This is a genomic window from Aeromonas sp. FDAARGOS 1409, from assembly GCF_019048705.1.
GTDB classification, from domain to species: domain Bacteria; phylum Pseudomonadota; class Gammaproteobacteria; order Enterobacterales; family Aeromonadaceae; genus Aeromonas; species Aeromonas sanarellii.
In genome coordinates, this window is sequence record NZ_CP077395.1 from 1655839 (window position 1) to 1676889 (window position 21051).

Below are 21051 nucleotides of genomic sequence, written 5' to 3' on the forward strand. Positions count from 1 at the left end.
AGTCACACAGGAAACGGGAACCCGCGATAAAAAACGGCGCCTTGATGGCGCCGTTTTTATTGGGTTACAACCTGCTTAGCCGTTGGCCGGTACCGCGTGGGCGGTGTTGGCCAGCACCGGGCCTGCGTACTTCTCGATCTGCAGCTGGGCCATGTGGCCGCAGTTGCCCTGCGCCAGGCTGGACGAGCCTTCGTCGAAGGTGAGGCAGTTGACGTTGCCGTTCTTGCAGATGCTGCCCGCTTCCCCCGGCTTGGCCGGGTCATACCAGGCCCCTTCGCAGATCCGCACCACCCCCTGACGCACATCCTCGGAGAGCAGGGCGCCCACCAGGATCTGGCCGCGCTCGTTGAAGGCGCGCACCAGATCGCCATCATGGATGCCGCGCGCCTTGGCGTCGGCGGGATGGATCATGATCGCCTCGCGGTCGGCGATGGCGAACTTGTCCCGCAGCGGGGTGTTGTCGAGCTGGGAGTGCAGCCGCTGGGTCGGGTGGGAGGTGTTGAGGGACAGCGGATAACGCGCCGCCATCTCGCTCTTCACCCACTCCCTGGGCTCATACCACTTGGGATGGCCGGCGCAGTCGGCATAACCCATCCCGGCCACGGTATTGGAGAAGATCTCGATCTTTCCGGACGGGGTGCCTAGCGGGTTGAGCAGCGGATTCTCGCGAAAATCGGCGTGACGGATCCACTGGCGGTTGGCCTCGGGGATCGGGAAGCGCACGTAGTTGTTGGATTCCCAGAACATGTTGAATGGCGGCAGTGCCACGCGGGCGCCGCGGGCCTGGGCCGCCATGCCGTCGTACATCTGCTTGAGCCACAGCATCTCGTCCTTTCCTTCGGTGTACTGCTCCTGCACGCCCAGCTTGGCGGCGATGGCGCTGAAGATATCGAAGTCGTTGCGGGCTTCAAACTGCGGCGGCACGCACTGGTGCATGGGGAACACATAGCGCTGGGAGTAGTCGCCACCCATCTCCAGATCGTTGCGCTCGTAGCTGGTGGTGACCGGCAGCACGATATCGGCGTGCTTGGCGGTGGCCGTCCAGTAGGGCTCGTGAACGATCACGGTCTGCGGCTTGCGCCACGCCTGCAGCAGGTTGTTGGTGTCCTGATGGTGGTGGAAGGGGTTGCCGCCCGCCACGTAGACCAGCTTGATGTCCGGATAGGTCACCTTGCGGCCATTGAAGTCGATGGTCTTGCCCGGGTTGGCGAGACAGTCGGCGATGCGGGCCACCGGGATCGGGGCCGGGCTGTTCTTCGGCGCGTTGCCAGCGGAGATACCCGCCAGAATGCCGCCCTTGGCGGTGGGGCTGCCACCGGAGGAGTAGTGGTAGCTGAAGCCGTAGCCGCCGCCCGGCAGGCCGATCTGGCCCAGCATGGCGGCCAGGGTCACCAGCATCCAGTTCGGCTGTTCGCCATGCTGCTGACGCTGCATGCCCCAACCGGCCATGATCATGGTGCGCTTGGCTGCCATGTCGAGGGCCAGCTGGCGAATGACCTTGGCCTCGACACCGCAGACGGTGCTCGCCCACTCGGCGCTCTTGGGCTGGCCGTCCTCCTTGCCGAGCAGATAGGCGAGGAAGGTGTCGAAGCCGACTGTGTAGCGATCGAGGAAGGCCTGATCGTGCTTCTTCTCGCTGTAGAGGGTGTGAGCGACACCCAGCATCATGGCCACGTCGGTGTAAGCGTTCGGGGCAATCCACTCGGCACCGACCAGCTTGGCGGTCTCGTTGTAGACGGGGTCGATGCTGATGACCCGGGTGCCTTTCTCTTTCAGGGCCTTGAAGCCGGCCTGACCCTCGTGATCCGGCATGTTCCAGCTGTTCTTCAGGGTCACCTGAGCATTGACCCCCCAGAGCACCACCAGTTCGGCGTTCTCCACCACGTTGGGCCAGGCGGTCTGCTGCTCGTACACCTCGATGGAGCCCATCACGTGGGACATGATTACCTGGGCCGCTCCGGTGGAGTAGTCACCGGCATAACCGGTGAAGCCGCCGGAGAGGTTCATCAGTCGGTGCAGCAGGGTGCGGCTGTTGTGGAACATGCCGACACTCTTCCAGCCGTAGGAACCGGCGTGGATCGCCTGCGGGCCGAAGTCGCTCTGGACCCGCTGGATCTCGCCGGCCACCAGTTCGATCGCCTTGTCCCAGCTCACCCGCACCCACTCGTCGGCGCCGCGCAGCTCCGGCTTGGCGCCCGGGCCGTGCTCCAGCCAGCTCTTGCGTACCATGGGGTACTTGATGCGGTTCTTGGCGTGCACCTGGAACGGCGCCATATCGATGAGATCGTTCGGCGCCGGATCATCGGCCACCGGCTGCACCCGGATCATGCGGCCATCGGCGACTATGGCTTCGAAGGCCCCCCAGTGGGCGCCGGTCAGAATGCCCTTCTGGGCGGACACCAGGGTCGGGAACTGACTCAATGCGGTGCTGATGGCTTGTGCCAGCGCACTCTTGGGAAAAATGCCGCCGAGCAGGGGCAGGGCTGCGCAGGCGCCGAGGCCCTTGAGCAGGTTGCGGCGGGACAGATTGGTCTTCTTGTCATTGAAAAAAGTCATAACGGTTTTCCTCTGTGCCAGCCTCAGTGGGCCGCGCTCATGTCGCTGGCGTGCTTCTGCACGTATTGGGTCAACATGCGAGCCTGTTCCGGAGTCAGGGAGGTACGAGATTCCATCCCCTTGATGACGCCGATCCACTGGTTGGCGTTGAAGTGATCCAGCGCGGTGAGGCCGTGGCAGCCGGTGCAGTTGTTGGACATCAGGGTGGAGGCGTACTGCCACAGCTTGCCCTGGTCGCCGATGAGCTGGCTCTGGTCCACCCAGGCGGTCAGCTTGACCTGATGCCAAGTGAGGTTGGTGGCGCTGTCGGTCTCGCTCTGGCCGGTGACCAGCGCCTTCTTGGCGGCATCGCCGACCAGTACGCTGAGGATCCGTTTGCCGGGGGCGGCATAGAAGACCTCGCTCACGCCGTCCTGTTGCCAGCCTTCGATCTGCACCTTGGCGCGGCCGTTTTCGTTGGCAAGCACTTCCACCTGGGTGGAGGGCATCAGGGTGCCTTCGTCGGTCTTGGCGGCGGCATCGAGGAACAGCGGGGTGGTGGCGATGGCATAGCGGGTGGTGACGTTGGCCGGGGTCTGGGCCGCAGCCTGCGCCAGCTCGCTGGCACCGGCGGCAGCCAGGCCGCTCATGTCAGGCATGATGTGGGCGACGCCGCGGTGGCAGTCGATACAGGTCTGGCCTTCCTTGATGGCGACCGGGTGCTCGGCACGGGCATTGGGGCGCTGGGCCAGAATGTCCATCGCCTCGTAGCTGTGGCAGCTGCGGCAGGTGGCGGAGTCGTTGGCCTTGAGCTGATCCCACACCGTCTGGGCCATCCGCAGCTTGTGGGCCTCGTATTTCTCAGGGGTGTCGAGCGTGCCGATCGCCTCGTGATAGATATCCTTCACGGCGCGGATCTTGGTCCAGAGGTAGGAGGTGGGGTCGCCCGGGATGTGGCAATCGGCACACTCGGCGCGGATCCCCTTGGTGTTCTGGAAGTGGACACTGCCCTGATACTCGGCGAGGGGTGTCTGCATGGAGTGGCAGGAGACGCAGAACTCGGTGGAGCTGGTCTTGTGCAGCACGGAGACGGTGACCCCCAGCGCGGCGATCCCCAGCAGGGCCCCCAGCAGCAGAAGCCAGAACCAGGGCTTTCTCAACATTTTTCCAAGCATGGTGGCAGTGTCCTTCGAATCGGGTAGTACCAATATAGTAGTAGTCCTGGGAAACCAGGGGTTGACCTCGGTCATGGTTTTTATTTCGATGGAAACTATTTGGCTGTTAAAAGTTTTCTATTTTCGTTTTTTTATGAATTTAAGTCTGATTCTCCTGTTTTGAACGGGTGAGACTCAGGTGCGGAGGGCGGAACAAGGTGACAGCCCGGGGCTTGGGGTTTGCGCGTGGCGGGATGTATACTGTTCGCATATACAGTATTCAGGTGTGTCTTCCATGCGACTCTTTATCGCCGAGAAACCCAGCCTTGGCCGCGCCATCGCCGACGTTCTGCCCAAGCCCCACAAGAAGGGGGAGGGTTTCATCGAGACGGCGCAGGGGGACGTGGTGACCTGGTGCATCGGCCACTTGCTGGAGCAGGCGGAGCCCGACGCCTATGACGCCGCCTACAAGCAGTGGCGGATGGAATCGCTTCCCATCATCCCCGAGCAGTGGCAACTGGTGGCCAAACCCAAGACCCGGGCTCAGCTCAATGTGATCAAGGGGCTCATCAAGCGGGCCGACTGCGTGGTCAACGCCGGCGACCCGGACAGGGAAGGGCAGCTGCTGGTGGACGAGGTGATCGACTTTCTCGGCTACCCCAAGAGCAAGCCGGTGCAGCGCTGCCTCATCAGCGATCTCAACCCGCCGGCGGTGCGTCGTGCCCTGGACCAGCTGCGGGACAACAAGGAGTTCGTGCCGCTGGCTGTGTCGGCCCTGGCCCGCAGCCGGGCCGACTGGCTCTATGGCATCAACATGACCCGGGCCTACACCCTGCTCGGCCGCAAGGGGGGTTGCAACGAGCTGCTGTCGGTGGGGCGGGTGCAGACGCCGCTGTTGGGGCTGGTGGTGCGGCGGGATCTCGAAATAGAAGCCTTCGTGCCCAAGCCGTTCTACGAGGTGCTGGCCCACCTGCTGACTGGGGGCAATGAGCGTTTCACCGCAAAGTGGCTCCCCTCGGAAGCCTGCCTCCCCTGGCAGGATGAAGAGGGGCGGGTGCTCAACCGGGCGCTGGCCGCCAAGGTGGTGGAGCGGATCCAGGGGCAACCCGCGTTGGTGGAAGAGGTGGAGGAGCAGGCCCGCAAGCAGGCGGCGCCGCTGCCCTACAACCTCTCCAGCCTGCAGATCGATGCGGCCAAGCGGTTCGGCATGGATGCCAAGCGGGTGCTGGACGTCTGCCAGAGCCTCTACGAGCGTCACAAGCTCATCACCTACCCCAGATCCGACAGCCGTTATCTGCCGAGCGATCACTTCCATCGGGCGCCCCAGGTGCGGGAGGCCATCGCCGCCACGGCGCCGGCGCTGGCGAAGGCGGTGGCCGAGGCGGACGGCAGGATCCGCAGCAAGGCGTGGAACGACGGCAAGGTGGATGCCCACCACGCCATCATCCCCACCGAGAAGCGGGGCAACGAGGGGAGCCTGAGCGGGGATGAGGCCAGGCTGTATGGCCTTGTCGCCCGCCAGTATCTGCTGCAGTTCTACCCGCCGTTCGAGTACAACGACAGCAAGGTGCTGCTGCGCATCGCTGGCGGCCTGTTCCAGGCCAAGGCGCGTCGCATCCTCAAGGCGGGCTGGAAGGCGCTGCTCGGGGTGGAGGAGGATGACGAGGAGGAGGCGGGCACCCTGCCTGCCCTGAAGAAGGGGGAGCAACTATTTTGCGAGCGGGGCGAGCTGCTGGAGAAGATGACCCAGCCCCCCAAGCCGTTTACCGATGCCACCCTGCTAGCCGCCATGACAGGCATCGCCCGCTACGTTCAGGATCCCGAGATCCGCAAGACCCTGCGGGAGACCGACGGTCTGGGCACCGAGGCGACCCGGGCCGGGATCATAGATCTGCTGTTCAAGCGCCGCTTCCTGGTGCGCCAGGGCAAGAGCATCAAGGCGACACCCACCGGGCGGGCCCTGGTCCAGGCGCTGCCCCCTGGCGCCACCACGCCGGACATGACGGCGCTCTGGGAGCAGAGCCTCGGCCGGATCGCCGAGCGTCACGGCAGCTACCAGCAGTTTATGGGGCCGCTGACGGAGCAGCTGAACGCCTTGATAGAGGGGGCCAGGCAGGACTCCGGTGCCAGCTTCAGCGCCCTGCCCAAGGCGGCCCCCGGCGCCGACAAGCGCCGTTTCACTCGTCGCAGCAGTGGAAAGAGCGGGGGCAAGGGCGGTGCTGGCACAGGAGCCAGCCCTCGCAAGGGCACGGGCAAGCGCACCACTCGAACCAAGGCGGCTTGAGAACCTGTTTACGATCTGTCGCGAGAGGTTGTCAGCAAGGTGAAGAGCAGCGCAGGAACCGGAGTGTATAAGCCATACATGAGCACTCTTTGTTACAAACAAGCGAGCAGCACATGAGCCTTGATCACGGCCTCGCAGTAAGATCATAAACAGGTTCTAAGTCGTTCAGAGGTCGATGTCTGCCATAGAGAAGAGGGGCTTTCGCCCCTCTTCTCTATTGAAATAATCCAATAACAGCAGTGAATTAACCTGTATAGACACCTTCCTCCGGGTAACGGATCCGGGTCTCGCTCGGTCTGGCCAGCATCAGGGCCAGGGTGAGGGGGCCCAGACGGCCGCAGATCATCACCAGCACCAGGATCAGCTTGCCCGGTTCACTCAGGGAAGCGGTGATGCCGGTCGAGAGGCCGACGGTGGCGAAGGCCGAGATGGTCTCGAACATGATCTTGTCGAAGGGCTGTGATTCCGTGAGCATCAACAGAAACATGGCCAGCATCAGGGCCATGGTGCTGACGATGATGATGGCGAGCGATCGGGTCACTATCTGGGGGGATAGGGTGCGGCCAAAGGCGGTGACATGGGGGCGCTTGGTCAGAAACGCCCGGGTCGCGAGCAGGACGACGGCGAAGGTGGTGACCTTGATGCCGCCCCCTGTCGAGGTCGCCCCGGCACCGATGAACATCAGCATCATCATGAACAGCAGGGAGGCCGGCACCATCTGGCCGATGTCCACCGTATTGAAGCCCGCCGTGCGTGCGGTGGCCGACTGGAAGAAGGCCGCCAGCCACTGGCCGCCCAGACTGCTCTGGCCCAGGGTGTTAGGGTTGTCGTGCTCCAGCAGCCAGAACATCAGGGTGCCCAGCAGCAGCAGCCCCGGGGTCATCAGCAGCATCAGCTTGCTGTGCAGCTTCAGCTTGCGCCAGCGGCGGTTGCGCACCAGATCGACGATGACGGTAAAGCCGATGCCGCCGAGGATGAGCAGGGCCGGAATGGTCAGGCTGATGAGGGGGTCGTCGCGATAGTCCATCAGATTGTTGGCAAACAGCGAGAACCCGGCGTTGTTGAAGGCCGACACCGCGTGGAAGAAGCTGACATAGAGGCCGTGGCTCCACCCCATCTCGGGGACCCAGCGAATGGCCATGATGCCGGTGCCGATCAGCTGGGCGATGAGGGCGAACAAGACGATGCGCTTCACCAGCTGGATGATGTTGACCGAGCCCTCCTGGCCCAGCGCCTCCTTGGCCAGTACCTGCTGGCGCAGGCCGACCCGTTTGCTGAACATGGCGATCAGCAGCAGCGTCATGGTCATCTGGCCCAGCCCGCCTATCTCCATCAGCATCAGCAGGATGATCTGCCCCTGCAGGGTGAAAGCGGTGCCGGTATCTACCACCCCCAGGCCGGTCACGCTGATGGCCGAGGTGGCGGTAAACAGGGCGTTGATGAAGGTGACCTCCCCCTTGTGGCTGGAGGGCTGCACCAGAAACAGGGTGCCGACCAGCAGTATGATGAGGAAGCTGCCCAGGATCAGCCTGGCCTCGCTCCAGCGGGAGTTGTCATCCCGATACAGGGTGAAGGCGTAGTTGCTGCGCCAGCTGATCATAGGGTGTCGAGCCAGTGGTCGATGGCATGCTTGTTGCCAGCCAGGATCAGGATGTCACCCAGCTGCAGCTCCATCTTGCCGGTCAGCACGTTGTGCAGGACCTCGCCGCGCTTGATGGCCAGCAGCTGGAAGTCGTTCTGCTGCAACAGGTGCAGGTCGGCCAGGGTGCGGGCATTCTGCTGCAGGCCGATGACGAACTCGGTGAGCACCATGTCGTGCCCCAGCTCCAGATAGTCGAACAGCCGGTTGTCCAGCATGCTCTGGGCCACCCGGCGCCCCATGTCCCACTCCGGGTTGATCACCTTGTCGGCCCCCACCTTCTGCAGGATCTTGGCGTGGAACTTGTCGCGGGCCTTGACCCACACCTTCTTCACGCCGGCTTCCTTCAGAACGAGGGTGGTGAGGATGCTGGTCTCCAGGTTGTCGCCGATGGCGACGAAGACGATGTCGAAATTCGCCAGACCCAGTTCGGCGACCGTGGCCTCGTCGGTGGCATCGGCGACGATGACATGATTGCACAGGGTGGCTATCTGGCGGGTCTTGACCTCGTCGATGTCGATGGCCAGCACCTCGGCATCCTGCCGCTGCAACTCTTCGCACAGGGCGCTGCCAAACAGGCCGAGGCCGATGACGGCGAATTGATTGTTCATTCATGCTTCCTCAAGGAACTGAAGGCGTTACTCTACTCCAGCGGTGTGAGTCCGAAAAGTGTCCGGGTTTTTTGTCCCGGGGGATCTGGGGTAAACTGCCCCCCTGTCCTTGTCGGAACACGCAGATGAAACTCACCCCCCAAGCCTCCCTGTCGACCCTCAATACCCTGGCGCTGGATGCGCACTGTCTCTGGCTGGCAGACGTGACCCAGCTGGATGACCTCGCACAGTTGCGGGTTCACCCCGAGCTGGGCGTCTTGCCACGCCTGGTGCTGGGCGGCGGCAGCAACATCCTGTTCTGCGATGACTTCGCCGGTCTGGTGGTGCACAACGGCCTGAAGGGGATTACGCTGCACGACGAGGGGGATCACTGGCTGCTGCACGTGGCGGCCGGCGAGAACTGGCACGAGCTGGTGTGCCATGCCCTGCAGCAGGGCTGGTACGGCCTGGAGAACCTGGCGCTCATTCCCGGCACCGTCGGTGCCGCCCCGGTGCAGAACATCGGTGCCTACGGGGTCGAGCTGGCCAGTGTCTGCGCCTATGTGGAGGCATTCAACTGGCACAGCGGCGAGGTGGAGCACATCGACGCCGCCGATTGCCAGTTCGGTTACCGTGACAGCATCTTCAAGCACGCCTGTCAGGACTCCCACTTCATTACCGCCGTCGGCCTGCGTCTGCCCAAGGCCTGGCGACCGGTGGCGGGGTACGGCCCCCTTGCCGCCTTGGGGGAGGCGCCGAGTGCACAAGCCATCTTCGACACCGTCTGTGCCACTCGCATGGCCAAGCTGCCGGATCCCGCCGTGCTCGGCAATGCGGGCAGCTTCTTCAAGAACCCGGTGGTGCCTGCCGCATTGGCTGAGACCCTGAGACAGCAATACCCGCAGATGCCCAGCTACCCGGCCGGCGACGGTCAGGTGAAGCTGGCGGCGGGCTGGCTGATCGATCAGTGCGGCCTCAAGGGGTTCGCCATCGGCCGTGCCGCCGTCCATCAGGAGCAGGCGTTGGTGCTGGTCAACCTGGGAGGCGCCAGCGCCATGGAGCTGATCGCCCTGGCGGCCCATGTGCGGGACAGCGTGGAGCAGAAGTTCGGGGTGGTGCTGGAGCACGAGGTGCGCTTCATGGGCCGCAGCGGCGAGACCCGGCTCGATGAGGTACTGGCATGATCCTGACCCCCATCCGGCAGACGCTGATCACCCTGCTCAGCGACGGCCAGTTCCACTCGGGCGAGCAGCTCGGCGAGCGGCTCGGCATCAGCCGGGCGGCGGTGAGTAAGCACATGGCTGCGCTCAAGGAGCTGGGGCTGGACTTATTCAGCCTGACCGGCAAAGGCTACCGGCTCGCGGTGCCCATGGCGCTCTATGACGAGGCGCAGCTGCGGGCGCTGGCTCCAATGGCACCGGTGCACTGCTTCCCGGTGATCGACTCCACCAACCAGTACCTGCTGGAGCGGGTCAACCAGCTGAGCTCAGGCGAGAGCTGTCTGGCCGAGTGTCAGACCGCCGGCCGGGGGCGCCGCGGCAAGCCCTGGGTCTCCCCCTTCGGCTGCCAGCTGATCCTCAGCATGTACTGGCGGCTGGAGCAGGGCATGGCGGCCGCCATGGGGCTCAGCCTGGCGGTAGGGGTGGCCGTGGTGGAGGCGCTGGAGTCGCTCGGTTATCCAGGGGTTGAGCTCAAGTGGCCGAACGATCTCTACTATCAGGGCCGCAAGCTGGCGGGCATTCTGGTGGAGATGAGCGGCAGTGCCGGTGCCAGCTGCAATCTGGTGATCGGGGTCGGCCTCAATCTTGCGATGCCGAGCCGGGAGGGGGAGAAGATCGATCAGGCCTGGTCCGAGCTGCGCCACATCCAGCCCGAACTGGTGGACCGCAACCAGCTGGCCGCCTGCGTGCTGTTGCACCTGCAGCAGGCCATGCAGACCTTCGAGCAGACCGGGCTGGCGAGCTTCGTCGAGAGCTGGAACCGGCTCGATCACTTCGCCGGCCAGCCGGTGAAACTGTTGATGGGGGATCAGGTGATCCGCGGGATCGCCAGGGGCATCGACGATCGCGGGGCCCTGCGGCTGGAGACGGAGGAGGGGATCAAGTTCTACCTGGGCGGGGAGATCTCCCTGCGCCGGGGGGACTGAGACTCCATCCGGCATGAATGAGAAGAGGGGGCCCATGGGCCCCCTCTTCGTCGCTGTCATTATTTGCGCAGCTTGATCTGCTCGATGGCGTGCTCCCTGCCCTTGGTCAGGATCAGGTTCGCCCGCTCCCGGGTCGGCAGGATGTTCTCTTGCAGATTCAGGTAGTTGATATCCTGCCAGATGTTGTTGGCGATCTCGGTGGCCTCGCTCTCCGCCAGCCTGGCATAGTGGTGGAAATAGGAGTCGGGATCCGAGAAGGCGCCGCTGCGGAACTTGAGGAAGCGGTCTATGTACCAGGTGCGCAGCAGCTCGGCGTCGGCGTCCACATAGATGGAGAAGTCGACGAAGTCGGACACGAAGACGCGATGGGGGTCCTGGGGGTAGTCCATGCCGCTTTGCAGCACGTTGAGCCCTTCCAGGATCAGGATGTCCGGTTGCTCCACTACCTTCTTCTCGTCGGGCAGGATGTCGTAGACGAGGTGGGAGTAGACGGGGGCCTCGACCTTCTCGTGGCCGGCGCGGATATTGGCGACAAACTCCACCAGATGGCGGATGTCATAGGACTCGGGGAAGCCCTTGCGGCGCATCAGGCCGCGGGCTTCCAGCTCCTTGTTGGGAAACAGGAAGCCATCCGTGGTGACCAGCTCCACCCTGGGGTGCTCAGGCCAGCGTTCCAGCAGTGCCTGCAGGATACGGGCCGTGGTGCTCTTGCCCCCCGCCACGCTGCCGGCGATGCTGATGATATAGGTGCCCTTGCCGCGGGACTGGCCGAGAAACTGCTCCAGCACCCGGCTGCGCCGCTGCTTGGCCTTGACGTAGAGATTGAGCAGGCGGGAGAGGGGCAGGTAGATCTCTTCCACTTCCCGCAATGACACCTTCTCGTTGATGCCGCGCAGGGTCTGCAGATCGTGCTCGGTCAGGGTCAGGGGGACCGCATCGCGCAATAACGCCCATTGTTCGCGGGTGAATTGCAAATAGGGGTTATGCTCTGTCGTCATGGTGTCATCACTGTTTCTTGGGCAGGGCGACCATACACCAAGGGGTCGGGAGCGACAAGGGACGCGTCCGGTTGGGACGGAGAAGGAGCGCTTTTTTGCCTAGATCCCGGCAATAATGCACATTTTGCAAGGCGCAATGGTTGCATCCCCAAAATCCTTACCATAAAATGCGCGACGCTTGGATGTCTGTCGTCTATTTGCCCAGCAAAAGCGACAAAAACAACGGGTGCAAGCAGAATTACCGTTGTGGCATTTATGCAACCGGAGGGGTTCCCGAGCGGCCAAAGGGATCAGACTGTAAATCTGACGGCTCTGCCTTCGAAGGTTCGAATCCTTCTCCCTCCACCATATTTCTCTGCGGTTTGAGTTCTTTGGGTTAGAGAAATGCGGGCATCGTATAATGGCTATTACCTCAGCCTTCCAAGCTGATGATGCGGGTTCGATTCCCGCTGCCCGCTCCAAGATGCTGATATGGCTCAGGTAATTCTGAAAGCCACACCCTAGGGTGAGTTCGGCAATCGAACCAGCCTGTCAGCACCAGCCTCTCTGCTCCCCTTGATTCAAATCCATCATATAAACTGTTCTGTGGTTAGCTTGCCACCGCGTACTCAGCGTTAGTTTAGAGGGACGATCATGTCTAAAGAAAAATTTGAGCGTAATAAACCGCACGTTAACGTGGGTACCATCGGCCACGTTGACCACGGTAAAACCACCCTGACCGCTGCCATCACCAACGTGCTGGCCAAGCACTTCGGTGGTAAAGCTTTCGCCTTCGACCAGATCGACAAGGCACCGGAAGAGCGTGAGCGTGGTATCACCATCAACACCTCCCACGTAGAATACGACACCGCTACCCGTCACTACGCCCACGTAGATTGCCCGGGTCACGCCGACTACGTTAAAAACATGATCACCGGTGCTGCCCAGATGGACGGCGCGATCCTGGTAGTAGCAGCGACTGACGGCCCGATGCCGCAGACTCGTGAGCACATCCTGCTGGGTCGTCAGGTAGGCGTTCCGTACATCATCGTGTTCATGAACAAGTGCGACATGGTCGATGACGAAGAGCTGCTGGAACTGGTCGAGATGGAAGTTCGCGAACTGCTGTCCGAGTACGACTTCCCGGGTGATGACCTGCCGGTCGTACGTGGTTCCGCACTGAAAGCGCTGGAAGGCGACGCTCAGTGGGAAGAGAAGATCCTGGAACTGGCAAACCACCTGGATACCTACATCCCGGAGCCGGAGCGTGCGATTGACCAGCCGTTCCTGATGCCGATCGAAGACGTGTTCTCCATCGCAGGCCGTGGTACCGTAGTAACCGGTCGTGTAGAGCGCGGTATCGTCAAGGTTGGCGAAGAAGTGGAAATCGTGGGTATCAAAGATACCACCAAGACCACCTGTACCGGTGTTGAAATGTTCCGCAAGCTGCTGGACGAAGGCCGTGCTGGTGAGAACGTTGGCGCGCTGCTGCGTGGCGTGAAGCGTGAAGACGTGGAGCGTGGTCAGGTACTGGCCAAGCCGGGCACCATCAAGCCGCACACCAAGTTCGAATCCGAAGTGTATGTACTGTCCAAAGAAGAAGGTGGTCGTCATACCCCGTTCTTCAAGGGCTACCGTCCGCAGTTCTACTTCCGTACTACCGACGTGACCGGTACCATCGAACTGCCGGAAGGCGTAGAGATGGTGATGCCGGGCGACAACATCAAGATGGTTGTTACCCTGATTGCGCCGATCGCGATGGACGACGGCCTGCGTTTCGCTATCCGTGAAGGTGGCCGTACCGTAGGTGCTGGTGTTGTAGCCAAAGTTATCGCTTAATCTTGGCTTACATAAATAAAGCAAAGCCCCTATAATAGGGGCTTTCTTATGCAGGGGCGTAGTTCGAATTGGTAGAACAGCGGTCTCCAAAACCGATGGTTGCGGGTTCGAGTCCTGCCGCCCCTGCCATATACCTCGTCTCGTACGGGGCTTTTGTGTCTTTGGTTACGTCAGATACAGGTGGGTTGTATGAGTGTTAGTTCTGAGGGTCAGGGCGGAAGCAAGGATACCCTGCTTTGGGGCCTGGTTTTCATCATCCTGGCGGCCGCTGTAGTGGGCAATTACCTGCTGAGCGACGTTATTGCTGCCGTCCGCGCCCTGGGTGTGGTCGTTGTCATCGCCGCTGCCGGTGCAGTGGCCCTGCAAACCACCAAGGGCAAGGCAACACTGGCTTTTGCTCGTGAGTCTCGCCTGGAAGTCCGCAAGGTCGTATGGCCAACCCGTCAGGAAGCCATTCAGACAACCCTGATAGTGCTGGCGGTGACCGCCGTGATGGGGCTGTTGCTGTTCGTCTTGGACGGTGCCTTGGTCTGGTTGGTCAACCTGATTACCGGTGTGTAAGGATAAGCCATGACTGAACAACGTGAACAGCGTATGAGATGGTATGTGGTGCAGGCGTTTTCCGGCTATGAAGGCCGGGTTGCCAAATCCCTGCGTGAACATATCAAGATGCATGGCATGGAAGAGCTGTTTGGCGAAGTGCTGGTCCCGACCGAAGAAGTGGTCGAGATGCGCGCTGGCCAGAAGCGCAAGAGTGAGCGCAAATTTTTCCCGGGCTACGTCCTGGTTCAGATGGTGATGGATGAGACCACATGGCACCTGGTACGCAATGTACCGCGCGTCATGGGCTTCATCGGCGGCACTTCCGATCGTCCCGCTCCTATCTCCGATAAAGAAGCGGATGCCATCCTCAATCGTCTGCAAGATGCCCACGACAAGCCGCGTCCGAAAACCCTGTTTGAACCGGGTGAGATGGTCCGGGTTGCCGATGGTCCGTTCGCCGACTTCAACGGTACTGTTGAAGAGGTGGACTACGAAAAGAGCCGCGTGAAGGTCTCCGTACTGATCTTCGGCCGCTCAACACCGGTAGAACTGGATTTTGGTCAGGTCGAGAAAGGCTGATTAATCTCTGTACGTTTAACGGTTGTCAGGGGCAGCGATTATCTCTATAATTCGCTGCCCCTTTATTTGTTGGGGAGCCGTTTGCAGGAGCATGTCTCCGAGGCGTTAGAACCCATTTTTGAGGTATTTTTGTAATGGCTAAGAAAGTCACAGCTTATATCAAGCTGCAAGTTAAGGCTGGCAGTGCTAACCCCAGCCCTCCCGTTGGTCCTGCTCTGGGTCAGCACGGTGTGAACATCATGGAATTCTGTAAGGCATTCAACGCCCGTACAGAAAAGCTGGAAAAAGGTTCTCCGACTCCGGTCGTGATCACCGTTTACAGCGACCGTTCCTTCACCTTCGAAACCAAGACTCCGCCCGCTTCCTTCCTGCTGAAGAAAGCCGCTGGTATCCAGTCTGGTTCCGCCAAGCCGAACAAAGACAAGGTTGGTAAGGTGACTGTGGCTCAGCTGCAAGAAATCGCCAAGACCAAAGAGCCGGATATGACTGGTGCCGATCTGGATGCAAAAGTACGTTGCATCGCCGGTTCCGCTCGTTCCATGGGCCTGGTAGTGGAGGAGTAAGACAATGGCTAAACTGTCCAAGCGTATGCGCGTTATTCGCGAAAAAGTTGACGGTACCAAAGAGTACTCCATCAACGAAGCCATTGCCCTGCTGAAAGAACTGGCTACTGCCAAGTTCGTTGAAAGCGTTGACGTTGCCGTTAACCTGGGTATCGATGCTCGTAAATCCGACCAGAACGTACGTGGTGCGACTGTACTGCCGCACGGTACCGGTCGTGACATCCGTGTCGCCGTGTTCACCCAGGGTGCCAACGCCGAAGCCGCCAAGGCTGCCGGTGCTGAACTGGTTGGTATGGACGACCTGGCCGAGCTGGTCAAGAAAGGCGAGATGAACTTCGACGTCGTGATCGCATCCCCGGATGCCATGCGCGTTGTTGGTCAACTGGGCCAGATCCTGGGCCCGCGCGGCCTGATGCCGAACCCGAAGGTTGGTACCGTGACTCCGAACGTAGCCGAAGCCGTCAAGAACGCCAAGGCTGGTCAGGTTCGTTACCGTAACGACAAGAACGGTATCATTCACACCACCCTGGGCAAGGTCTCTTTCAACGAAGTTCAGCTGAAAGAAAACCTCGAAGCACTGCTGGTTGCCTTGAAGAAGGCCAAGCCGTCCTCCGCCAAGGGTGTATTCATCAAGAAAGTCAGCATCTCCACCACCATGGGTGCCGGTGTTGCCGTAGACCAAGCTTCCCTGGAAGCGCAGGCCTAATTGATGGGTTTTACAAGGCGCAAAATTTAATCTATAATTTTGCGCCTTGATTGGTTGGGGGTTTCGACCTCCGTCCAAGACCGCAGGAGGCCGCAGGGCCTTAATTCTTCCTGCGTAGACGGTGCCGGAAACCCAGCGAGAAAGATTCTTTCTCTTCTGGAATCCTGCTACCGCATCGTTCCCCTCTGTTGTAAAGGTAGGGGGGATGTGTCAGTACTGGGTCAACAGACCCGGATTCAATCCAGGAGTTAAGCCAATGGCATTGGGACTCGAAGACAAAAAGGCAATTGTTGCTGAAGTCAACGAAGCTGCCAAAGGCGCTCTTTCTGCAGTTGTAGCCGATTCTCGCGGCGTCACTGTAGACAAGATGACCGTCCTGCGTAAGACCGCTCGTGAAGCTGGTGTGTATATGCGCGTTGTGCGTAACACCCTGCTGCGTCGCGCGGTAGAAGGTACCGAATACGAGTGCCTGAACGACGCATTTACCGGTCCTACCTTGATTGCTTTCTCCAACGAACACCCGGGCGCTGCCGCTCGTCTGTTCAAAGAGTTTGCCAAAGCGAACCAAAAGTTCGAAATCAAGGCTGGCGCTTTTAACGGTGAGTTTATCGCCGCAGCACAAATTGATCGTCTGGCCACGCTGCCGACCTACGAAGAAGCAATTGCGAAGTTGATGGCTACCATGAAGGAAGCCTCTGCTGGCAAGCTGGTTCGTACTATCGCTGCTGTTCGCGACCAGAAACAAGCTGCTGCTTGATTCTCGCCTATCTAGGCTGTTTGAGTTTATTCAACATCAGGAATTTTTGTCATGTCTATCACTAAAGACCAAATCATCGAAGCCGTTGCTTCCATGTCCGTAATGGAAGTTGTTGAGCTGATCGAAGCTATGGAAGAGAAGTTCGGTGTTTCTGCCGCTGCTGCCGTCATGGCCGGCCCGGCTGCTGCTGAAGCAGTAGAAGAGAAGACCGAGTTCGACGTAGTTCTGACTGCTGCTGGCGCCAACAAAGTTGCCGTCATCAAGGCCGTTCGTGGCGCTACCGGTCTGGGCCTGAAAGAAGCCAAGGACCTGGTAGAAGCTGCTCCGACCAATCTGAAAGAAGCCGTGTCCAAGGACGAAGCTGAAGCTCTGAAGAAAGAGCTGGAAGCTGCCGGTGCTTCTGTTGAGATCAAATAATCTGCATTTATGTAGATTAGCCTGATAAAACAGGCTAGGGCTGGTGAATGTTTGTTCACCAGCCTTTTTGCGCTGTAGACTGAGAGCATTTCACACCGTTTACGACTCTCGGTGCACCAGCAATCCGGACCGCTTCATCGTCCGGGCCAACACAAAACGGTGTTGAGACAGAGCTGTCCCGCGGGACAGAGTGGGTCACTTATCAGCGAGCTGAGGAACCCTATGGTTTACTCTTATACCGAAAAAAAACGCATTCGTAAGGACTTCGGTAAGCGAGACCAGGTACTGGACACGCCTTATCTGTTGTCCATTCAGCTGGACTCCTTCAAGCAGTTCATCGAGGCCGACCCGGAAGGTGAATATGGCCTAGAGGCCGCTTTCCGTAGCGTTTTCCCGATCACCAGTTACTCCGGTAGTGCTGAGCTTCAGTATGTCAGCTATCGCCTGGGTGAGCCGGTATTTGACGTAAAAGAATGCCAGATCCGTGGAGTGACCTACTCCGCGCCGCTGCGTGTCAAGCTTCGTATGGTTCTGTACGACCGTGAAGCAGCTGCCGGCACCGTCAAAGATATCAAGGAACAAGAAGTATACATGGGCGAAATTCCGCTCATGACCGAAAACGGCACCTTTGTCATCAATGGTACCGAGCGGGTTATCGTCTCCCAGCTGCACCGCAGCCCGGGCGTCTTCTTCGACCACGATAAAGGCAAAACACATTCATCCGGTAAGGTACTGTATAACGCCCGCGTTATCCCCTACCGTGGCTCCTGGCTGGACTTCGAGTTCGATGCGAAAGACAACCTGTTTGTCCGTATCGACCGTCGTCGTAAACTGCCGGCCTCCATTATTCTGCGCGCCCTGGACTTCAGCTCCGAAGAAATCCTGGCCACCTTCTTCGAGACTATCGGTTTCGAGGTCAAGGATGGCAAGTTAATGATGGATCTGGTGCCCGAGCGCCTGCGTGGCGAAACCGCGACCTTCGACATCATTGCCAATGGCGCCGTGGTGGTCGAGACCGGTCGTCGTGTCACCGCGCGTCACATCCGCCAGTTGGAAAAAGATGGCATCACCCAGATCGAGGTGCCGGTCGAGTATGTTGTTGGCAAGGTTGCTGCCAAGAACTACGCGCACCCGCAGACTGGTGAAATGGTTGTCACTGCCAACCAGGCCCTGAGCCTGGAAGCGGTAGCCAACCTGTCCCAAGCCGGCTTCAAGCACTTCGAGGTTCTGTTCACCAACGAACTGGACCACGGTGCCTACATGTCCGAGACCCTGCGTATCGACTCCAGCTCCAGCCGCCTGGAAGCCCTGGTCGAGATCTATCGCATGATGCGTCCGGGCGAGCCGCCCACTCGCGAAGCGGCCGAACAGCTGTTCGAGAACCTGTTCTTCTCTTCCGAGCGTTACGACCTGTCTACCGTGGGTCGGATGAAGTTCAACCGCCGTCTGGGTCGTGAAGACGAGACCGGCGTCGGCGTGCTGACCAAGGATGACATCGTCGAGGTCATGAAGCGCCTGATCGACATCCGTAACGGCAACGACGAAGTGGACGATATTGACCACCTGGGCAACCGTCGCATCCGTTCCGTCGGCGAAATGGCCGAGAACCAGTTCCGCGTCGGTCTGGTCCGTGTCGAGCGTGCGGTGAAGGAACGCCTGTCTCTGGGCGATCTGGACACCCTGATGCCGCAGGATCTGATCAACGCCAAGCCGATCTCCGCCGCGGTCAAAGAGTTCTTCGGTTCCAGCCAGCTGTCCCAGTTCATGGACCAGAACAACCCGCTGTCCGAAGTGACCCACAAGCGCCGTATCTCCGCGCTGGGCCCGGGCGGTCTGACCCGTGAGCGTGCCGGCTTCGAAGTTCGAGACGTACACCCGACCCACTACGGCCGTCTGTGCCCCATCGAAACGCCGGAAGGTCCGAACATCGGTCTGATCAACTCGCTGTCCGTGTACTCCCGCACCAACGAGTACGGTTTCCTCGAGACCCCGTACCGCAAGGTGATCGACGGTGTGATCACCGACGAAGTGGACTACCTGTCCGCGATCGAAGAAGGCAAGTACGTGATCGCCCAGGCCAACGCCGCGACCACCGAAGATGGCCGTCTGAAAGATGAGCTGATCCCGTGCCGTCACAAGGGTGAATCCACCTTTATGAACGCTGACCAGATCCAGTATATGGACGTGAGCCCGCAACAGATCGTCTCTGTGGCAGCGGCCCTGATCCCCTTCCTGGAGCACGATGATGCTAACCGAGCCCTGATGGGTTCGAACATGCAACGTCAGGCCGTACCAACCCTGCGCGCCGACAAGCCGCTGGTAGGTACCGGTATGGAACGCGCCGTGGCCGTTGACTCCGGTGTAACCGTGGTGGCCAAGCGTGGCGGCATGATCGACTACGTCGATGCCTCCCGTATCGTTATCAAGGTCAACGAAGATGAGCTGCTGCCTGGCGAAGCCGGCATCGACATCTACAACCTGACCAAGTACACCCGTTCCAACCAGAACACCTGTATCAACCAGCGTCCGTGCGTGATGTTGGGCGAACCGGTGATGGCGGGCGACGTGCTGGCTGACGGTCCGTCCACCGACCTGGGTGAACTGGCGCTGGGCCAGAACCTGCGCGTCGCGTTCATGCCGTGGAACGGTTACAACTTCGAAGACTCGATCCTGGTGAACGAACGCGTGGTTCAGGAAGATCGCCTGACCACCATCCACATCCAGGAACTGGCCTGTATCTCCCGCGACACCAAGCTGGGTCCGGAAGAGATCACTGCCGACATCCCGAACGTGGGTGAAGCCGCGCTGTCCAAGCTGGACGAGTCCGGTATCGTCTACGTGGGTGCGGAAGTGAAGGGCGGCGACATCCTGGTCGGCAAGGTAACACCCAAGGGTGAAACCCAGCTGACCCCGGAAGAGAAGCTGCTGCGCGCCATCTTCGGCGAGAAGGCGTCCGACGTGAAGGACTCCTCCCTGCGCGTGCCGAACGGTGTGTACGGTACCGTGGTTGACGTGCAGGTCTTTACCCGCGATGGCGTGGAAAAAGACAAGCGCGCCAAAGAAATCGAAGAGATGCAGCTGAAGGAAGCGAAGAAGGACTTGACCGAAGAGTTCAAGATCCTGGAAGACGGCATTTTCGGCCGTTCCCGCAACCTGCTGCTGGCCGCCGGTTACAGCGAAGATCGTCTGAACAAGCTGGATCGTTCCAAGTGGTTTGAACTGGCCATCGAAGATGAAGCCAAGCAAATCGAGCTGGAGCAGATCGCCGAACAGCACGTCGAGCTGAAGGCCGAGTTCGACAAGAAATTCGAGAACAAGCGTCGCAAGATCATCCAGGGCGATGACCTGGCGCCGGGCGTACTGAAGATCGTCAAGGTCTATCTGGCCGTCAAGCGTCGCATCCAGCCGGGTGACAAGATGGCGGGCCGTCACGGTAACAAGGGTGTTATCTCCAAGATCTGTCCGGTCGAGGACATGCCCCATGACGAGTACGGCCGTCCGGTCGACATCGTACTGAACCCGCTGGGTGTACCGTCCCGTATGAACATCGGTCAGATCCTCGAAGTGCACCTGGGCCTCGCGGCCAAGGGCATCGGCGAGAAGATCGATCGCATGATCAAAGAACAGCGCGAGCTGCACGAGATGCGCGAGTTCCTGCAACAGGTCTATGACCTGGGCGAGAAGGACTCACAGCAAGTTAACATCGCCGAGCTGTCTGACGACGACGTGCGCACCCTGGTGGGTAACCTGCGTAAGGGTCTGCCGGTGGCTACACCTGTCTTTGATGGCGCCAAAGAGCGCGAAATCAAGGCCTTGCTGAAGCTGGCCGATCTGCCGGAATCCGGTCAGATCTCCCTGTACGACGGTCGTACCGGCAACGCCTTCGAGCGCAAGGTCACCGTGGGTTACATGTACATGCTGAAGCTGAACCACCTGGTAGACGACAAGATGCACGCGCGTTCTACCGGTTCCTACAGCCTGGTTACCCAGCAGCCGCTGGGTGGTAAGGCGCAGTTCGGTGGTCAGCGGTTCGGTGAGATGGAAGTGTGGGCCCTGGAGGCTTACGGTGCGGCATATACCCTGCAGGAAATGCTGACCGTCAAGTCTGACGATGTGAACGGCCGTACCAAGATGTACAAGAACATCGTGGATGGCGACCACCGTATGGAGCCGGGCATGCCCGAATCCTTCAACGTATTGCTGAAGGAAATCCGCTCTCTGGGTATCAACATCGAGCTGGACGAAGAGTAAGAGCTCGCTCTTATTGTTCGAGAATTGACGTGGGCGCCCCGCTGTTTCGACAGCTGGGGCGCCGAGGTTAG

General features: G+C 60.2%; 16 protein-coding genes and 3 tRNA genes. 14 read left to right on the forward strand and 5 right to left on the reverse strand.

Annotation, left to right across the window (positions count from 1 at the left end):
- Window positions 1-75: 75 nt before the first annotated feature.
- Window positions 76-2556: a trimethylamine-N-oxide reductase TorA gene (gene torA, locus I6L39_RS07880; RefSeq protein ID WP_216991494.1), complete on the reverse strand. Its 2481-nt coding sequence runs from the start codon at window positions 2554-2556 to the stop codon at window positions 76-78.
- 23 nt (window positions 2557-2579) lie between these two features.
- On the reverse strand, window positions 2580-3710 hold the full coding sequence (locus tag I6L39_RS07885; RefSeq protein ID WP_216991495.1) for a NapC/NirT family cytochrome c: 1131 nt from the start codon (window positions 3708-3710) through the stop codon (window positions 2580-2582).
- A gap of 274 nt (window positions 3711-3984) precedes the next feature.
- On the opposite strand from I6L39_RS07885, the gene I6L39_RS07890 reads away from it, so the two are divergent.
- Complete coding sequence (locus I6L39_RS07890) at window positions 3985-5973, forward strand: DNA topoisomerase III (protein WP_216991496.1); 1989 nt, start codon at window positions 3985-3987, stop codon at window positions 5971-5973.
- A gap of 244 nt (window positions 5974-6217) precedes the next feature.
- On the opposite strand, the gene I6L39_RS07895 is transcribed toward I6L39_RS07890, so the two are convergent.
- Together I6L39_RS07895 and I6L39_RS07900 are read right to left on the reverse strand one after the other, a co-directional pair.
- The gene (locus I6L39_RS07895; protein WP_216991497.1) at window positions 6218-7573 is read right to left on the reverse strand and encodes a TrkH family potassium uptake protein; all 1356 of its coding nucleotides are present in this window, start codon (window positions 7571-7573) and stop codon (window positions 6218-6220) included.
- Window positions 7570-8223: a TrkA family potassium uptake protein gene (locus I6L39_RS07900; RefSeq protein WP_042078808.1), complete on the reverse strand. Its 654-nt coding sequence runs from the start codon at window positions 8221-8223 to the stop codon at window positions 7570-7572. The genes I6L39_RS07895 and I6L39_RS07900 overlap by 4 nt, the downstream gene beginning before the upstream one ends.
- Before the next feature lie 125 nt (window positions 8224-8348).
- Between I6L39_RS07900 and murB the strand changes: the two genes are divergently transcribed.
- Both murB and birA read left to right on the forward strand, forming a co-directional pair.
- Complete coding sequence (gene murB / locus I6L39_RS07905; protein WP_216991498.1) at window positions 8349-9386, forward strand: UDP-N-acetylmuramate dehydrogenase; 1038 nt, start codon at window positions 8349-8351, stop codon at window positions 9384-9386.
- Entirely contained in the window at window positions 9383-10348 is a 966-nt protein-coding gene (gene birA / locus I6L39_RS07910) for a bifunctional biotin--[acetyl-CoA-carboxylase] ligase/biotin operon repressor BirA (protein WP_216991499.1), read from the forward strand. Before murB ends, birA begins: the two co-directional genes overlap by 4 nt.
- Before the next feature lie 59 nt (window positions 10349-10407).
- Here birA and coaA read toward each other — a convergent pair whose 3' ends face one another.
- Window positions 10408-11346 carry a type I pantothenate kinase gene (gene coaA / locus I6L39_RS07915; RefSeq protein WP_216991500.1) on the reverse strand — a complete coding sequence of 313 codons (939 nt, stop codon included), beginning with the start codon at window positions 11344-11346 and terminating at the stop codon, window positions 10408-10410.
- 263 nt (window positions 11347-11609) lie between these two features.
- Between coaA and I6L39_RS07920 the strand changes: the two genes are divergently transcribed.
- The 11 genes from I6L39_RS07920 (at window position 11610) to rpoB (ending at window position 20980) form a co-directional block, all read left to right on the forward strand.
- Window positions 11610-11694: transfer RNA gene (locus I6L39_RS07920), tRNA-Tyr, on the forward strand.
- A gap of 38 nt (window positions 11695-11732) precedes the next feature.
- Window positions 11733-11807 (forward strand) — tRNA-Gly (locus I6L39_RS07925).
- Window positions 11808-11979: 172 nt separating this feature from the next.
- Window positions 11980-13164: an elongation factor Tu gene (gene tuf / locus I6L39_RS07930; RefSeq protein ID WP_209795068.1), complete on the forward strand. Its 1185-nt coding sequence runs from the start codon at window positions 11980-11982 to the stop codon at window positions 13162-13164.
- A 52-nt stretch (window positions 13165-13216) separates the two neighbouring features.
- A tRNA-Trp gene (locus I6L39_RS07935) sits at window positions 13217-13293 on the forward strand.
- Between the two features lie 60 nt (window positions 13294-13353).
- Window positions 13354-13725 (forward strand): preprotein translocase subunit SecE, encoded by a 372-nt coding sequence (gene secE / locus I6L39_RS07940; protein WP_010675960.1) that lies wholly within the window; start codon window positions 13354-13356, stop codon window positions 13723-13725.
- Window positions 13726-13734: 9 nt separating this feature from the next.
- Window positions 13735-14286 (forward strand): transcription termination/antitermination protein NusG, encoded by a 552-nt coding sequence (gene nusG / locus I6L39_RS07945; protein ID WP_010675959.1) that lies wholly within the window; start codon window positions 13735-13737, stop codon window positions 14284-14286.
- Window positions 14287-14420: 134 nt separating this feature from the next.
- Window positions 14421-14849, forward strand: coding sequence for a 50S ribosomal protein L11 (gene rplK, locus I6L39_RS07950; protein ID WP_005306313.1), 429 nt, complete (start codon window positions 14421-14423; stop codon window positions 14847-14849).
- Between the two features lie 4 nt (window positions 14850-14853).
- Complete coding sequence (rplA, locus tag I6L39_RS07955) at window positions 14854-15555, forward strand: 50S ribosomal protein L1 (protein WP_010675958.1); 702 nt, start codon at window positions 14854-14856, stop codon at window positions 15553-15555.
- Window positions 15556-15811: 256 nt separating this feature from the next.
- Entirely contained in the window at window positions 15812-16312 is a 501-nt protein-coding gene (gene rplJ, locus I6L39_RS07960) for a 50S ribosomal protein L10 (RefSeq protein WP_005339895.1), read from the forward strand.
- A 51-nt stretch (window positions 16313-16363) separates the two neighbouring features.
- Window positions 16364-16729: a 50S ribosomal protein L7/L12 gene (gene rplL, locus I6L39_RS07965; RefSeq protein WP_010675957.1), complete on the forward strand. Its 366-nt coding sequence runs from the start codon at window positions 16364-16366 to the stop codon at window positions 16727-16729.
- 222 nt (window positions 16730-16951) lie between these two features.
- Window positions 16952-20980, forward strand: coding sequence for a DNA-directed RNA polymerase subunit beta (gene rpoB / locus I6L39_RS07970; RefSeq protein WP_042016253.1), 4029 nt, complete (start codon window positions 16952-16954; stop codon window positions 20978-20980).
- The last annotated feature ends 71 nt before the right edge of the window (window positions 20981-21051 follow it).

Bases quoted from the DNA above. Each gene is read 5' to 3' on its own strand.
- rpoB (WP_042016253.1), top strand. From the start codon at position 16,952: ATGGTTTACTCTTATACCGAAAAAAAACGCATTCGTAAGGACTTCGGT.
- torA (WP_216991494.1), bottom strand. From the start codon at position 2,556: ATGACTTTTTTCAATGACAAGAAGACCAATCTGTCCCGCCGCAACCTG.
- rplL (WP_010675957.1), top strand. From the start codon at position 16,364: ATGTCTATCACTAAAGACCAAATCATCGAAGCCGTTGCTTCCATGTCC.
- rplJ (WP_005339895.1), top strand. From the start codon at position 15,812: ATGGCATTGGGACTCGAAGACAAAAAGGCAATTGTTGCTGAAGTCAAC.
- birA (WP_216991499.1), top strand. From the start codon at position 9,383: ATGATCCTGACCCCCATCCGGCAGACGCTGATCACCCTGCTCAGCGAC.
- rplK (WP_005306313.1), top strand. From the start codon at position 14,421: ATGGCTAAGAAAGTCACAGCTTATATCAAGCTGCAAGTTAAGGCTGGC.
- rplA (WP_010675958.1), top strand. From the start codon at position 14,854: ATGGCTAAACTGTCCAAGCGTATGCGCGTTATTCGCGAAAAAGTTGAC.
- I6L39_RS07885 (WP_216991495.1), bottom strand. From the start codon at position 3,710: ATGCTTGGAAAAATGTTGAGAAAGCCCTGGTTCTGGCTTCTGCTGCTG.
- I6L39_RS07890 (WP_216991496.1), top strand. From the start codon at position 3,985: ATGCGACTCTTTATCGCCGAGAAACCCAGCCTTGGCCGCGCCATCGCC.
- secE (WP_010675960.1), top strand. From the start codon at position 13,354: ATGAGTGTTAGTTCTGAGGGTCAGGGCGGAAGCAAGGATACCCTGCTT.
- coaA (WP_216991500.1), bottom strand. From the start codon at position 11,346: ATGACGACAGAGCATAACCCCTATTTGCAATTCACCCGCGAACAATGG.
- I6L39_RS07895 (WP_216991497.1), bottom strand. From the start codon at position 7,573: ATGATCAGCTGGCGCAGCAACTACGCCTTCACCCTGTATCGGGATGAC.
- tuf (WP_209795068.1), top strand. From the start codon at position 11,980: ATGTCTAAAGAAAAATTTGAGCGTAATAAACCGCACGTTAACGTGGGT.
- nusG (WP_010675959.1), top strand. From the start codon at position 13,735: ATGACTGAACAACGTGAACAGCGTATGAGATGGTATGTGGTGCAGGCG.
- murB (WP_216991498.1), top strand. From the start codon at position 8,349: ATGAAACTCACCCCCCAAGCCTCCCTGTCGACCCTCAATACCCTGGCG.
- I6L39_RS07900 (WP_042078808.1), bottom strand. From the start codon at position 8,223: ATGAACAATCAATTCGCCGTCATCGGCCTCGGCCTGTTTGGCAGCGCC.